This is a genomic window from Paenibacillus sp. Aloe-11, from assembly GCF_000245715.1.
GTDB lineage: Bacteria > Bacillota > Bacilli > Paenibacillales > Paenibacillaceae > Paenibacillus > Paenibacillus kribbensis.
The window spans coordinates 617,046-631,516 of sequence record NZ_JH601050.1 but is presented as its reverse complement, the minus strand read 5'-3'; the positions used below and the strand labels follow the sequence as shown (position 1 = coordinate 631,516).

The window sequence follows — 14,471 nt, the reverse complement described above, 5'->3', positions numbered from 1 at the left end:
ATGCTTATTCGGAAGAGGAATCTTCACGTCTTGCAGGACGACGAGTTTCTCCATTGCTGCTCGTGCGTGGTTTGCGATCTCCACTGTAGCGGCTTCCGGAATCACGGTTGTAGCCACCGCCTTCTTTGCCACGGTTGTAACCGCCATATCCACCTTTACCGCCACTACCGCCAGAACGGTTGGAATTATAGCCTCCATTGCTGCGACCGCTATAGTTGGACGGCTTGCGACCACCAGAACGAATGTCCGGTTTACGACGTTTTGCACGGATTGGATCTTCAGGAGTCAGCTCAATTGATGCTTCTCTCTTCTCACCAGTCATCAGCTTCAGAGCTGCGGAAAGAAGTTGTACAGAATCATATTGCTCCAGCATTTGAATCGCCAAACCTTTGTACTCGTTCAACTCACCTTTTTCTACAGCTTCCAAAAGGCGTTCTGCGATGATGCGTTGTTTGCCTTCCAGAGCCTCGGCCAGTGTTGGAAGCGGCTTGCGAGGAATACGGTGACGAGTTACACGTTCGATGAAATGTAAATGATCAATTTCACGAGGCGTTACGAAAGACCATGCTTCCCCTTCTTTACCTGCACGGCCAGTACGGCCAATACGGTGAACATAGCTTTCCGGATCTTGTGGAAGGTCAAAGTTCACAACGTGAGTTACGCCGGAAACGTCCAAACCACGAGCAGCCACGTCAGTCGCCACGAGCACGTCAATGCTTCCATCGCGGAATTTGCGCATAACAGCATCGCGCTGGTTTTGAGATAAGTCACCATGCAAACCATCTGCAGAATATCCACGTTTTTGCAGAGCTTCAGCCAGCTCGTCTACCCGACGCTTGGTACGACCGAATACGATGGCGAGTTCTGGGGATTCCATATCGATCAGACGGCTCAATGCTTCGAATTTTTGCCGTTCAGGAACTTCAATATAGGCCTGTTCAATCAGTGGAGCGCTAACTTGTTTAGGAATAACTGAAACATGCTCAGGATCTTTGAGGAATTGCTCAGCCAGTCTTTTAATATTAGGAGGCATTGTAGCCGAGAAGAGCATCGTTTGGCGCTCGTCCGGAACTTGCTTCAAAATGGATTGGATATCTTCCATGAAGCCCATATCCAACATTTCATCCGCTTCATCCAAAACAACCGTGTTTACGTCTTCCAGCTTGATGGTTTTGCGGTTAATATGATCGAGCAGGCGTCCTGGTGTACCAATAATAATTTGAGGTTTCTTTTTCAAAGCGCGAATCTGGCGCACGATATCTTGGCCGCCATAGATTGGCAACGTGCGGAGACCTTTAAAGCGGGACAGTTTTTCAATTTCTTCAGCTACCTGAATCGCAAGCTCGCGTGTTGGAGCCATAATCAGGGCTCTGATTTTTTCGTCGTTTCTGGCAATTTTGCTGATCAGTGGAATACCAAAGGCTGCGGTTTTACCAGTACCTGTTTGGGCTTGGCCAATCATGTCTTTGCCTTGCAGTGCAATCGGAATGGATTTGGCCTGAATTGGTGTAGCTTCTTCAAAACCCAGCTCCGTAATCGCCTGAATTACTTTAGGTTCAAGATCAAATTCTGCAAATGTCGTCAAATTTATTCATACTCCTTCATAATGGTGGATGTGGTGGACAATCCACAATGTTGTCTGTATTCTTAAGTAGCGATATTATTGTATAAGTTTTCCCCAATACAGTAACAGTTTATTTTGGCTTAAAACTGCAACTTTCTGTAATGACTCAGGGAACCCTATCCGATACATCTTAAACGAATTTACCCTTTTTAAAACAGTTTAAATTTTAAGTGTTTCTCTGGACATAGGTCCCTACTCAAGAATATCCACATCGCATTATAGCACAGAACAATTCATGAATACCAGCAAGTTGCTTCCCGCATAATTTAAATGAGGTGAAAAAAAGTTGTTAAAAATAGTGTTAAACTGCTTCACAGTCATTCTTGGAGCCGCTGCCATAGCATGCGGTTTTAATCTGTTTCTCGTGCCCCATCACCTGCTGAGCGGGGGAGTAGCCGGGCTTTCCATGTTAATCGGCTATTTCACAAAATTCAATATCAGCACCATGTATTTTGTCATCAATATCCCGATGCTTATTGCAGGCTGGTTTATTTTGGGCAAGCGATTTATTAGCCTGAGCATCTTATCCGTTGTTGTTACAACGTGGATTTTGGCCTGGGTTCCGGTACAATCTGTCGTATCGGATACACTGCTGGCCTCCGTCTTTGGCGGGGTACTGATCGGCGTTGGAGCAGGGGTTTCCTTCAGGGTGGGAGGGTCTACTGGCGGTTTTGACATTATCGGCTCCATTGTTACCCGTTATCGTGACTTCCCCGTAGGAACTGTACTTGTCGGTTTGAATGGGCTGATCATTCTCGCGGCAGGATTTTTGAACGGAGATTGGAATATTGCGCTGGCATCAATGCTGTCCATTTTCGTGACAGGGAAAGTCCTGGATCAAATTTATGTAAGCCATACGAAAATCACCGTCTACATCATTACAGGACACACCGAAAAACTGTTGAGCCGGATGTTGACCACGCCACGCGGTGTCAGCAAAATCAAAATTGAAGGTGCATTCTCACATACGGAAAAGGATATGCTAATGACTGTTACAACACGCTATGAGCTGGTCGAATTAAAGCGTATCATTAAGGAAGTGGACCCGTCTGCTTTCGTTAATATTGTGGAAACCGTTGGAGTCATGGGATTCTTCCGCCGAAGATAAGCATGTACCTGAGTGTCAAAATTCAGTTCTTGTGGTACACTATACGTGCGCTGTTCCCATCATATTTAAAAGACCGCTTTACCTGCTATTTCACAGGCACTTTGCTTTTCCGATTCGTAATGAATGATTCTTTTGGAATGATTCCGAACAGGAAAGGGTGATTATTGTGGAAATGGAAACGGTAAAACTGTCCGACATCGTCTTAAGATGGTATCCTGAAATGCTCCCTTCTCTCAAAAAGAATGAGCTGAACTCGATGATTGTCCTTCGGGACGGGATGTCCATTCTCAAGCCAACGGATGCGCTAGAAATTATTCAGTACAGTATTTGTGAGCACCAGAACGATAATTATCTTCAATAAATCGCTTCACTCAGTGCCGCTTCTTCCGGTTGTGCCTACAGCCGCGAAGAAGCGGCATTATTTATGCAATGATGTGGATTCATCGATCGATCGTTGGGTTAATCATGTAAGACTGTGCCTGATGGCTTTCACCAGTTTTGGTTACAAAGATGTTGTTTTTTGGATACCTGAATTTACGTATAATCAGGTAAGCAACAGACATAAGGGAGAGAACTGGGGAATGAATATGATTTGGGCAATGATGTTAATCGCCTTGGGGATGAGTGGAAATGGAGAACAGACAGCCAATATACCAAGTTTAAAAGATACGGTAGCAACAACGCTCGGCAGCGCCATGATTCAGGCCCAGCACAGTAGCATGAAGGTAGATGCATCCAATCCTCCGGTCAAATTAGACCCGCAGCCGACCACGCCAGCTATCAAAGGCATTTATGTAACGGCTTATAGCGCAGGCGGGTCGCGCATGAATCAGCTGCTGGATTTGATCGATAAAACAGAGCTCAATGCTATGGTCATTGACATTAAAGATGATGCAGGCTACATAACTTATCCAACGACCAGCCCCGAACTGCTGAAATTGGGCAAGCCCCAAAAATTTATTCGCGATATTTCCGGTTTGATGGACCGTTTGAAAAAGCATAAGGTTTATCCAATCGCCCGGATCGTCGTATTTAAAGATACCGTGCTGGCTAACAAAAATCCCGAAATGTCGTTCCGCAATCCTGACGGGTCGGTCTGGAAAAACGGCAAGGGAGACGGGTTCGTCAATCCTTATAACAAAGAGGTATGGGATTATAATATCGCCATTGCCAAGGAAGCAGCCCAGCTCGGTTTTAAGGAGATTCAGTTTGACTATGTACGTTTTCCCGAAGGCTTTGAGAAAAGAGCAGATAAGCTAAAATATACCAAGTCGGAGCAATCACGCTCGAATGCTGTAGCCGAGTTCGTACAATATGCTCGCAAACAGCTTGCTCCCATAGGTGTGCGGGTGTCTGTAGATATTTTCGGATATGCCGCTTCTGTTCCTGCTGCCGAGGGAATCGGACAGGATTTTACTAAAATCTCTGAGAACGTGGACGTCATTTCGCCAATGGTCTATCCAAGTCATTACACAACAGGCTGGTTTGGTGTACAAGACCCTGATAAAAATCCTTATCAGACGATAAAAGGCTCCATGGTCGATACACATAAAAAGCTGGATCCAACAGGCAAGCTGAAGCCGATTATTCGTCCGTGGATTCAGGATTTTACCGCCAGCTGGTTAGGCAGTGGCCATTATGCCAGGTATGGGAAAATCCAGGTCGAGGATCAAATTCGAGCGCTCAAGGATATGAAGGTGGATGAATATTTGCTTTGGAATGCAACAAACCGCTATACGAGCGGAGTAACGTACAAGTAACGTCATAGTAACAATTATTTAGTAAATGAGGAAATAAAATGCAATCAACAATTACAATGAGTCAGAAATGGAAACAGCTACTTTACATTTTGCTACCCATCCTGATTACCCAACTCGCATTATCCGCGATGACTTTTTTTGATACCAATATGTCCGGGCACTTTTCTCCTGCCGACCTGGCTGGTGTAGCTATCGGAGTAAGTCTTTGGATTCCCGTACAAACAGGCCTCAATGGCATACTGATGGCGATCACGCCGATTGTGTCCCAACTGGTCGGGGCACAGCGCAAAGATAAAGTTTCCTACTATGTCATTCAAGCGCTTTGGCTCTCTCTTGCCTTGTCCATGATCGTTCTGATTGCAGGCATTTTTCTCGTTAATCCTATTTTGAACGGCATGAAATTGGAACCAAGGGTTCATAACGTTGCACTTTACTATCTTTGTGCGATGGCATTTGGGGTTATTCCATTATTCGCCTACACTGTGCTCCGAAGCTTTATGGATGCCTTGGGACAAACACGATTTACAATGGCAATCACGCTGATGTCACTCCCCATCAATATTCTGTTAAACTATTTGCTTATTTACGGAAACTGGGGTTTTCCACGTCTGGGTGGTGTGGGATCTGGGGTTGCAACCGCCACCACCTATTGGATCATTATGCTGGTCGCTGGCATTACTGCGCATCGAGGCAAGAATTTTGCCGAATATCGAATTTTCCGCAAAATATACGGAATTGCTGCCAGCGCCTGGAAAGAGCTTATTCATATTGGAGTACCGATTGGATTTGCGATATTTTTTGAAACTGCCATTTTCTCTGCCGTTACTCTCTTGATGAGCAATTATAATACATCCACCATCGCGGCTCATCAGGCCGCCATGAACTTTGCAAGCACGCTGTATATGCTTCCACTTAGCATTTGTATGGCACTTACGATTCTGGTTGGTTATGAAACAGGGGCTAATCGTCCACGGGATGCTAGAACCTATAGTATACTGGGCATCAGCACCGCAGTGGTTCTGTCACTGATTACAGCTATTGTGCTGCTCATCTGGGGTGAACAGGTGGCCAGGCTGTATTCCACCGATCCGCAAGTTATTCAGTTGACTCAGCATTTTCTAATCTATGCGATTTTCTTTCAAATCTCAGATGCGATCGCTACACCTACTCAAGGAGCACTACGCGGGTATAAAGATGTCAATGCGGCCTTTCTGCTCACATTCCTGTCCTATTGGGTCATTGGGCTTCCCGTGGGGTATATGCTCGCACGTTGGACATCCTGGGGTCCCTATGGCTACTGGATCGGTTTGATTACAGGTTTGGCAGTAGGCGCTGTATTGCTGCTCTGGCGTCTGATGCTGGTACAACGTCGTTTTACCGCAAAAAAACAACACGCAGAGGCTGTCTAGCCTTTGCGTGTCTCGATAACATATGCTGTGCCTGGAGTTATTCTTTTCTTCTCCACAATAGCCACCTCATTCAGCTTGGGGGGATACAGAAAGTGTCTCTCCACATGCTGATCAATCTCCTTAAATGCCTGTTCTTCATTTTCAGCCGCGAGAATGACTGTCAAAGCACCTTCTGAGCTATCCACTTCGATTTTGAACAAATACATGCGTTACAGCCTCCTCACAGGTTTCAAAGTTCAGGATTTTGCAAAATCCTCAGTTAAAAAAATAGCGGATGACTCACTCGGGTCATCCGCATGATTTTACGTTTCTTCAGAGATTAGTACCGATCTGCTATAAGTAAAGGCTCCTATTATTGGGACAAACGCAATGCCAGCTCGTAGAGTTCCATATTGAATTCTTTTTTCGTGCTTACTACCTTGCCAATATCTGTAGCTACCAGTTTACCATCAATCATTCCGCAAGCCTTGTCAGATACGCCTTCGATCAATTGGCGAACAGCAAAGTCACCCAAACGGCTGGCCAGATTACGGTCAAACGCAGTTGGCGTGCCCCCACGCTGGATATGCCCAAGCACCGTAACACGCGGCTCATACGCCGGACAGTTTTCCTGAATTACTTTTGCTACATCTTCGCCTTTGCCTACACCCTCAGCAACGATAACAATACTGTGGCGTTTGCCATGCTTGAAGTTTTGTGTCATCCGATCAGCTACTTCTTGCAGGTTAAACTCTACCTCAGGCACCAAAATAGTTTCCGCGCCGGAAGCCAGCCCTGCATGCAAAGCAATATCTCCGCAATGACGTCCCATAACTTCCACAATGGAAGAACGTTCGTGGGATGACATCGTATCACGCAGCTTATTGATCGCGTCCACTACGATACTAACCGCCGTATCAAAACCAATGGTGTAGTCCGTAAAGGAAATGTCGTTGTCAATCGTACCCGGAAGACACATGGTTTTAATTCCTTGCTTGGTCAGTTTATTAGCCCCTTGGTAGGAACCATCGCCACCGATCACGACTACGCCATCAATTCCACGGTCACGCAAAATTTGCGCGCCTTTCTTTTGTCCTTCCTCAGTCGTAAACTCAAGGCAGCGGGCAGATTGGAGTACCGTACCCCCACGTTGGATAATATCTCCGACGCTTCTCAGATCCATCGGGAAAATATCATCGTTCAAAAGGCCTTGGTAGCCGCGTTGAATCCCGAACACTTCCAGTCCAAAATACAAACCGCTGCGCACAACGGCGCGAACTGCTGCGTTCATCCCTTGTGAATCTCCACCACTTGTTAATACTGCAATTTTCTTAACTGCTGTCATGATTTATGACCTCCTCAAAATAATCATATAAGCCTTCTTATCCATCGACTGTTCAATAAGAAAAACAAACGCATGAGCGGACTGTTTTTCATCAAACGTCTCGAAACAGCGCGCACATCCTGCTGCTCGCTAACTTTGGGGTCGGATAAATATAAAGCCAGCAATCCCTCGATAATCATCCGGTGAAAGGAGCTGGCAGGGACATCTGCAATATCAGCCCGCGCCCGATTCACAACGTAGGCGATCCGGTCCAGCATCATGTCGGTATCTTTATAATAGTTGCAAAAGTTCAGATCTCCGCCCTTCCGGTCTTCGTCTTGATCGATTAGATAATCCAGCAAAATATGAAGACTGCACACATGTGGAAAATACGATGCATGTATTGAGGCAGCCCCCGCATCTGTGAGATGCCGATCGCTGGCAGCAAGAAACAGCATAAAGACCCCCAGGGTTGAGCCCGTAGCCGCGGCAAACTCGTTCCAGCGCAACTCCGGTGTACGATCCTTATGTAACGACCACCAGTCCAAAAGCGCTTGTTCCCGCAGCTCGGGTTTAATATGCTTGTATACTTGCAAATCCGTGTATAATCCCGCTAAATCCTGAACGTAAGGCATTGCCGCCTCATAGCCCGGAAGCCTGCTTACACAAGACTGACAGGTTGTCACCAGCCCGGTCAAATAACCGTCATCCTCCTGCTCCCGACGCAATTCATAATAGTTCACTGGCTTAGCCGCCGGATTAACCGCATCCAGCATAGACTGATGCAGCAGCCTGAAATCATCCGGGTCCATAGACGTACTGCGATCACACAAGTTGTCCAGGTAATCGCTAATGGTCTGGTACGCCACAATCAGCGGAATTAGCGTCTGCCGCGCAGACATATTGGCTGCGGCATAAACCGCGCCACCTATGCAGTGAAACGTCTTTTCCGCTATACTCGCAAGTGCCTGACCTCTCAACTCGGGATCCGGGATCTGCTCCGCCTTGCTCTTCCAGTTGCCCAATTCTTGTTTTGTTTCAGGGAGAATATGCTTGTACATTCGGCTCATTAGACCTATGGGGCCTCTCGGTACTTGATAACGTCCTTGCTCAACATAACTCAAATGACGGTGCCTCCACATTGTTGTCTACGTAATTATACCTATCCAAACCATATTCATTATAATATGATCGTCCTTTTAGCACAAATGAACAACCTCACTTTTTTCTTTATTATCCGAGGATTTTGCAAAATCATGATCCAAGAAAAATGGGCTATTTTCACAAAAAGAGGCACACCTGTAATATTTAATAGTCATGAATAGCACAAACGTCCTACTTATCCCTCATCCTTTGCTGGCTTCATACCTTGTGAGACCTCTACCATGCTCGCTTGCTTCCACTTCCCGGAAGCATAATAGAACACGACGGCCACCGCAGAGATAACAAAACCAACAGGAAAGCTCCACCATACAGCATCTAAACCATACTCATCGACAAACGCATAGGCCAAAGGTATACGGATGCCCCATAATGAAATAATGGTAATTAAAAGCGGTATCATTACGGAGCCCGTAGATCGAACAACGCCTGTAATGACATTGGTGATGCCAAATATAACAAAGGACCACAAGGTAATCAGATTAATCCGCATCCCCAATTCCAATGCACCACCTGTAGAAGGAAGGAACATTAGCAGGGCCTGACGGTTAAACACGTAAATGAGTACCACAGCTCCGCCAGTCAACACAAAATTGTACACAATCCCAATCCAGGTTGTCCTGCGCACTCGATCCCAACGTCCGGCTCCGATATTTTGGGCAGCAAAGGAAGACACTGCTGCACCTAGCGCCATTGCGGGCATCTGCACATAGCTGGACAAATTATTCGCTGCCGTATATGCCGCAGCTGCCACAGTCCCGTAGCCGTTAATCAAATTCATTAACGCAATTGCGCTGGTGGAGACAGCAATCATTTGCAGACCCATCGGCACTCCCTTACGGATCAGGGTCCAAATAATCTTCCAGTCGAATCTCAGCAAGTGAAGCTCTGAAGAGGTAATACGCAAAAAATATTTTACACGATAAAGATAAATGAGAATCAGCACAAAACTGATCCCTTGAGCGATCAGGGTAGCCACTGCGGAACCTCCTATGCCCATTGCGGGTATCGGCCCCCATCCGAATATGAACAGCGGGTTAAGCAGTACATCCAGCACGACGGAGACGAGCAGAAAATAAAACGGTGTTTTGGAATCCCCTGCCCCTCTCATGACGGTCATAATGTAGTTATAGCCGTACAAAAAGGGCATGCCCGCGAAAATAATACGCGTATACGTGATTGCCATGTCCACCGATTCGGCAGGTGTATTAAGCACATGGAGAATCCACGGAACACCCAAAAAACCGATAATGCCTATAGCCAAAGCAAGCACTAGAAAAAAAACGGCGCTTGTGCCTACGACACGCTTGGTTTCAGCAATGTCTCCTGCACCGATATGTTGTCCGATCAATATGGTAGCGGCCATCGTGACGCCAAAGATCGAACTGATCAGAAAAAACATAATAATATTTCCGTTGGAAGCGGCAGTCAATGCGGCCTCGCCGAGAAACTTCCCTACCCAGATCGAATTGATGGTTCCATTCAAGGATTGCAGAATGTTTCCGAACAGCATCGGCAAAGAGAACATAAACAGCGTTTTGGCAATGGGACCTTCAATTAAGGAAGGCTGGGGACTAGCCTCTGCTGTGCTCATTTTATCAACTCCTTCAATTAAAATGATTTCCAACTCAGCCTCTTCATATCATAAACGTTTTTACGCAAAAAAGCGCAGTTCCTTAAATTTAAGGAACTGCGCTTTCAATTCATTGTTTAACCGTAATATATAAGACATCCGTAGAACGGAACAATTCTTACAATTCAGTTACACTTACAGTTTGATAACGTTAGCTGCTTGTGGTCCACGGTTACCTTCAGTAATTTCGAATTCAACCGCTTGACCTTCTTCCAAAGTTTTGAAGCCGTCGCCTTGGATTGCGGAGAAGTGTACGAATACGTCCTCGCCACCATCCACTTGGATGAAGCCATAACCTTTTTCTGCGTTAAACCATTTAACTGTACCTTTCAAGTGAACAACCTCCTAAAAATACCGCCATCTATGGCGAATATCCATATTATACTTCATGCTTTTTCACAATGCAATTGATGTTTTTGATGAATTTTCAAGCTGGAATGATTTGCTTTTGCGGCGGAAACTGCGGTATCATGAACCAAAACATCTATTAACGGAGACATGCATATGATGAAAAAACACGAAATATACAAAAAAGACAAGTGGAACATGATGACAGTCGAAGTGCAGGGCCGTTACATCGTTCTAAGGGAAATATCCGATGATTGGGGCGAGGAAGCCCACACTTTTTTGAGCCGTCCGGCGCTGATGCAGTGGGCTCAAAATCGGTTTCCCAAGCAGTCCTTTCAAGATAACGAGGAAGAGTGGCAGCGGATCATGGACGCTTTCAAACAGGTATAGCTGACTCATGGTATCCAACAGCTATCTCATCTTCATTATTTTGGCCTTCACGCTGGGCGGAGTGCTGATTATGAAACGTGATACGATACCGGCTCCTCTCAAAAAGTGGATGGCCCTCACTGCCGTGATCATGGTTTGCCTTGCCTTTTATCTTATTGTATACAGCTTATTAAATATAGGTTCCAACCCACAGTAAGGAAAATTATACTTTCGGAGGCAAGAGGTCATACTATGGCTACAAGCCATGGTATAAGGAGGATATGCCGTTATATGCATCCTGTAAAACCTCTTGCCCTGCTGCTTGCGGTAAGCGTGGCGGTTTCTTCGTTTTGGCATCCGTCCCTTGCCGCCGCAGCCCTACCCCACATTATGTTCGATCAGAGGAGGCTCCCCATGAGTAAAATTGTAAAACGCGCCGATGCGCCGGTGGAAAATACATGGAAACTGGAAGACCTGTTTCCTGACCGCAAAGCATGGGACCAAGAATACGAAGAAGTCAAACAATTAGCCAAAAAGGCTGCACAATTCCAAGGCAAGCTGAATTCAGCCGAAGCGATTGGCAACTGCTTTAAACTGGAAGATGAACTGTCGCTCAAAACCGAGCGGGTCTATGTGTACGCCCATCTGCATCATGATGAGGATACGGCTGAACCTACATATCAAGGGCTTTCCCAAAAAGCCAAAAAATTAGGCGTTGAGGTTAGTGAGTCGCTTTCTTTCGTGACACCGGAAATTTTGGCCCTGCCGGATCAACAGCTTGATGCCTTCATTGAAGATCCGAAGCTGACGGATTACAAATTTACCCTTCAAGAAATGAAGCGGGAAAAGGCGCATGTTTTGGGCAAAGCAGAAGAAGCGCTGCTTGCTCAGGTTGGCAATCTGGCTCAGGCTCCGCAAACGATTTTCGGTATGCTGAACAACGCCGATTTAAAATTCCCTAAAATTAAGGATGAAAACGGCAAAGAGGTTGAGCTGACCCATGGCAGCTATATTCAATTTCTCGAAAGTCCGCATCGTGAAGTACGTGAGCGTGCTTTTAAAGCAGTCTATGACACGTATGCCAAAAATAAAAATACGATTGCTTCCACACTGAATGCCAATGTGAATAAAAATATTTTTTATTCTCGTGTTCGCAAATATCCTTCCGTATTGGAAATGTCACTATACGGTGACAATATTCCGAAGGAAGTGTATACGAATCTCATTGATACCATTCATGAAAGTCTGCCTCTGCTCCATCGTTATATCAAGCTGCGTAAAAAGCTGTTAGGTGTGGATGAGCTTCATATGTATGATTTGTTCGCTCCGCTTGTGGACGAATACAAAATGGACATTACGTATGAAGACGCCAAAAAGCAAACGTTGGAAGGTCTTAAGCCACTCGGTAAGGATTATCTGGCCTCATTGCAAAAAGGCTATGATGAGCGCTGGATTGACGTATACGAAAATGAAAATAAACGTACAGGCGCTTACAGCTGGGGAGCTTATGGCACCCATCCTTATGTACTCCTAAATCATAAGGATAACCTGAACAGCATGTTTACACTTGCTCATGAAATGGGGCACGCGTTGCACTCCTATTATTCAGACAACGCGTTGAAGTACAGGGATGCACAGTACACCATTTTCCTGGCTGAAGTAGCTTCCACGACCAATGAAGCGTTGCTGATGGACTACCTGCTGAACAAATCTACCGATCCAAAAGAGAAAATGTATCTCCTTACCTACTATGCGGACCAATTCCGTACAACGGTATTCCGTCAAACGATGTTTGCGGAATTCGAGAAGATCGTACATGAACGCGCAGAACAGGGAGAATCCCTTACGCCGCAGCTTTTGTCGGAAATTTACTATGATCTGAATGTGAAATATCACGGCCCAGGCATGAAGGTAGACAAAGACATTGAAATGGAATGGGCGCGTATCCCCCATTTTTATAACAGTTTTTATGTCTACAAATATGCTACCGGCTTCTCGGCAGCAACCAGCTTCTCGAAACAAATTCTCGAAGAAGGCCAGCCGGCCGTTGACCGTTACTTAGGCTTCTTGAAGAGCGGCGGCAGCGATTATTCTATCAATATTTTGAAGAATGCTGGTGTCGATATGTCCTCACCGCAGCCAATTCGCGAGGCGATGAGCGTATTCGAGGAAGTCATTACGGAAATGGAAAAGCTGACAGAAGGCAAATAGAACCGTGTACGCATACAATCCAGCATTGAAACGATGCACGGATAAATCCCTTGTCCATGGCGGGCAAGGGATTTTATAATGTACCGTAAGAATGGAACGGGAGGAGGTGGCAATTTGAAAACACAATGGTCTTTAATCGCTGCTCTTGTTATCGCTTTGTTAACGGCTGTATTTGCTGTCATTAATGTGAACTCGGTTCAAGTGAACCTTCTGTTTAGTGTAGTGAATATCCCCTTGATCCTACTTATTCTTGGCTGCACTCTTTTAGGTGGACTTATCGTCGGTTCATTCGGTATCTTCCGCCAATACAAGCTTCAGAGAGAACTTAAACGTCTGACTGTTCAGCTTCATACACTGCAAGAAGAGCATAACTCCGCGATGGAAGCATATGCGCATACGACCTATGACACACCTGATTCATCCAGCACATTGTCTATATCCGACAGAGTTACAGAGCAACCGTCCTCTAACCCTGATCGGTTGTCCAAATGAGGAGGAGCACCAAATGACGATTCAATTGAATGAAAATTACATGATGAGCTTTCTACAACAGCTGCTGAACACACCCAGCCCCAGCGGGTATACTCATCATGTAATGGAACTGATCCGCAAGGAAGCCGAAAGCCTCGGGGTTCCGATCGAATGGAACGCCAAGGGAGGCGCCATCTTAACCTTGGAAGGTCAGGAAACAGGCCATACGCTGGCGCTGAGCGCGCATGTGGATACATTGGGCGCGATGGTGCGCTCGATTACCAATCAAGGCGCCTTGCGTCTGACATCCGTCGGCGGCTTTATGATGAATAGCATTGAGAACGAATACTGTCTTATTCATACCAGAAGCGGACAAACGTATACAGGCACCATTCTGTCCACTCATCCATCCGTGCATGTCTATGACGATGCACGAAGTTTTGAGCGCAAAGAAAGTCATATGGAGATACGGATTGACGAACGGGTCGAATCAAAGGAAGACGTGCTACAGCTAGGCATTGCGGTGGGCGATTTTATTTCGTTTGATGCCCGTCCGGTTGTAACACCAAGCGGCTTCATCAAATCACGGCATCTGGATGATAAAGCCAGTGTGGCTGCGCTATTTGGTTTACTGCAATCCGCCGTACACGAAGGCTGGAAGCCTCGGCATACTATTAAATTGCTCATTTCCAACTATGAGGAAGTAGGACACGGAGCGGCATACATACCCGAAGGAATCACTGAGATGATAGCTGTCGATATGGGCTGTATAGGTGAAGATCTGAACTGCAAGGAAACGGATGTTTCGATCTGTGCCAAGGATTCCTCCGGGCCCTATGATTATCATATGACAACTCGTCTGATTGAGCTGGCCAAAGAGCTTCGTATTCCGTATGCAGTTGATATTTATCCGCACTACGGCTCGGACGCCTCGGCTGCGCTGAAAGCAGGCAACAATATCCGGGCCGCACTGATCGGCCCCGGTGTACACGCCTCCCACGCGATGGAGCGTACGCATAAGCAGGCTGTGTTGAACACTGCCCGTCTGCTTGCGGCTTATGTGACGGTTTAATC

Annotated in this window: 15 protein-coding genes; 9 read left to right on the top strand and 6 right to left on the bottom strand. The window is 46.1% G+C overall.

Annotated features, from left to right (window positions below):
• Nucleotides 1-4: 4 nt before the first annotated feature.
• Nucleotides 5-1,585: a DEAD/DEAH box helicase gene (locus WG8_RS08995; protein ID WP_007429819.1), complete on the bottom strand. Its 1,581-nt coding sequence runs from the start codon at nt 1,583-1,585 to the stop codon at nt 5-7.
• A 325-nt stretch (nt 1,586-1,910) separates the two neighbouring features.
• Between WG8_RS08995 and WG8_RS08990 the strand changes: the two genes are divergently transcribed.
• The 4 genes from WG8_RS08990 (at nt 1,911) to WG8_RS08975 (ending at nt 5,901) form a co-directional block, all read left to right on the top strand.
• On the top strand, nt 1,911-2,732 hold the full coding sequence (locus tag WG8_RS08990) for a YitT family protein (RefSeq protein WP_043890891.1): 822 nt from the start codon (nt 1,911-1,913) through the stop codon (nt 2,730-2,732).
• Between the two features lie 172 nt (nt 2,733-2,904).
• Nucleotides 2,905-3,093 (top strand): hypothetical protein, encoded by a 189-nt coding sequence (locus WG8_RS08985; RefSeq protein ID WP_007429817.1) that lies wholly within the window; start codon nt 2,905-2,907, stop codon nt 3,091-3,093.
• A gap of 220 nt (nt 3,094-3,313) precedes the next feature.
• Nucleotides 3,314-4,492 carry a putative glycoside hydrolase gene (locus tag WG8_RS08980; protein ID WP_007429816.1) on the top strand — a complete coding sequence of 393 codons (1,179 nt, stop codon included), beginning with the start codon at nt 3,314-3,316 and terminating at the stop codon, nt 4,490-4,492.
• Between the two features lie 38 nt (nt 4,493-4,530).
• Nucleotides 4,531-5,901, top strand: a complete 1,371-nt coding sequence (locus WG8_RS08975) for an MATE family efflux transporter (RefSeq protein ID WP_007429815.1) — start codon at nt 4,531-4,533, stop codon at nt 5,899-5,901.
• On the opposite strand, the gene WG8_RS08970 is transcribed toward WG8_RS08975, so the two are convergent.
• The 5 genes from WG8_RS08970 to WG8_RS08950 form a co-directional block, all read right to left on the bottom strand.
• Nucleotides 5,898-6,107, bottom strand: a complete 210-nt coding sequence (locus tag WG8_RS08970) for a DUF3906 family protein (protein WP_007429814.1) — start codon at nt 6,105-6,107, stop codon at nt 5,898-5,900. The two genes, WG8_RS08975 and WG8_RS08970, sit on opposite strands and share 4 nt — an antisense overlap.
• A gap of 146 nt (nt 6,108-6,253) precedes the next feature.
• Nucleotides 6,254-7,225, bottom strand: a complete 972-nt coding sequence (gene pfkA / locus WG8_RS08965; RefSeq protein ID WP_007429813.1) for a 6-phosphofructokinase — start codon at nt 7,223-7,225, stop codon at nt 6,254-6,256.
• Between the two features lie 23 nt (nt 7,226-7,248).
• Nucleotides 7,249-8,328: a tetraprenyl-beta-curcumene synthase family protein gene (locus tag WG8_RS08960; RefSeq protein ID WP_007429812.1), complete on the bottom strand. Its 1,080-nt coding sequence runs from the start codon at nt 8,326-8,328 to the stop codon at nt 7,249-7,251.
• 215 nt (nt 8,329-8,543) lie between these two features.
• Nucleotides 8,544-9,959 (bottom strand): MATE family efflux transporter, encoded by a 1,416-nt coding sequence (locus WG8_RS08955; protein ID WP_007429811.1) that lies wholly within the window; start codon nt 9,957-9,959, stop codon nt 8,544-8,546.
• 174 nt (nt 9,960-10,133) lie between these two features.
• Complete coding sequence (locus tag WG8_RS08950; RefSeq protein WP_007429810.1) at nt 10,134-10,331, bottom strand: cold shock domain-containing protein; 198 nt, start codon at nt 10,329-10,331, stop codon at nt 10,134-10,136.
• 171 nt (nt 10,332-10,502) lie between these two features.
• On the opposite strand from WG8_RS08950, the gene WG8_RS08945 reads away from it, so the two are divergent.
• From WG8_RS08945 to WG8_RS08925, 5 genes are all read left to right on the top strand, one after another.
• Nucleotides 10,503-10,736: a hypothetical protein gene (locus WG8_RS08945; RefSeq protein ID WP_029390276.1), complete on the top strand. Its 234-nt coding sequence runs from the start codon at nt 10,503-10,505 to the stop codon at nt 10,734-10,736.
• A gap of 7 nt (nt 10,737-10,743) precedes the next feature.
• On the top strand, nt 10,744-10,932 hold the full coding sequence (locus tag WG8_RS28210; RefSeq protein ID WP_007429808.1) for a hypothetical protein: 189 nt from the start codon (nt 10,744-10,746) through the stop codon (nt 10,930-10,932).
• 197 nt (nt 10,933-11,129) lie between these two features.
• Complete coding sequence (gene pepF / locus WG8_RS08935) at nt 11,130-12,926, top strand: oligoendopeptidase F (RefSeq protein ID WP_043890890.1); 1,797 nt, start codon at nt 11,130-11,132, stop codon at nt 12,924-12,926.
• A 114-nt stretch (nt 12,927-13,040) separates the two neighbouring features.
• On the top strand, nt 13,041-13,418 hold the full coding sequence (locus WG8_RS08930) for a LapA family protein (RefSeq protein ID WP_043890938.1): 378 nt from the start codon (nt 13,041-13,043) through the stop codon (nt 13,416-13,418).
• A 13-nt stretch (nt 13,419-13,431) separates the two neighbouring features.
• A complete protein-coding gene (locus WG8_RS08925; protein ID WP_007429805.1) occupies nt 13,432-14,469 on the top strand; it encodes a M42 family metallopeptidase in 1,038 nt (345 codons plus the stop codon).
• The last annotated feature ends 2 nt before the right edge of the window (nt 14,470-14,471 follow it).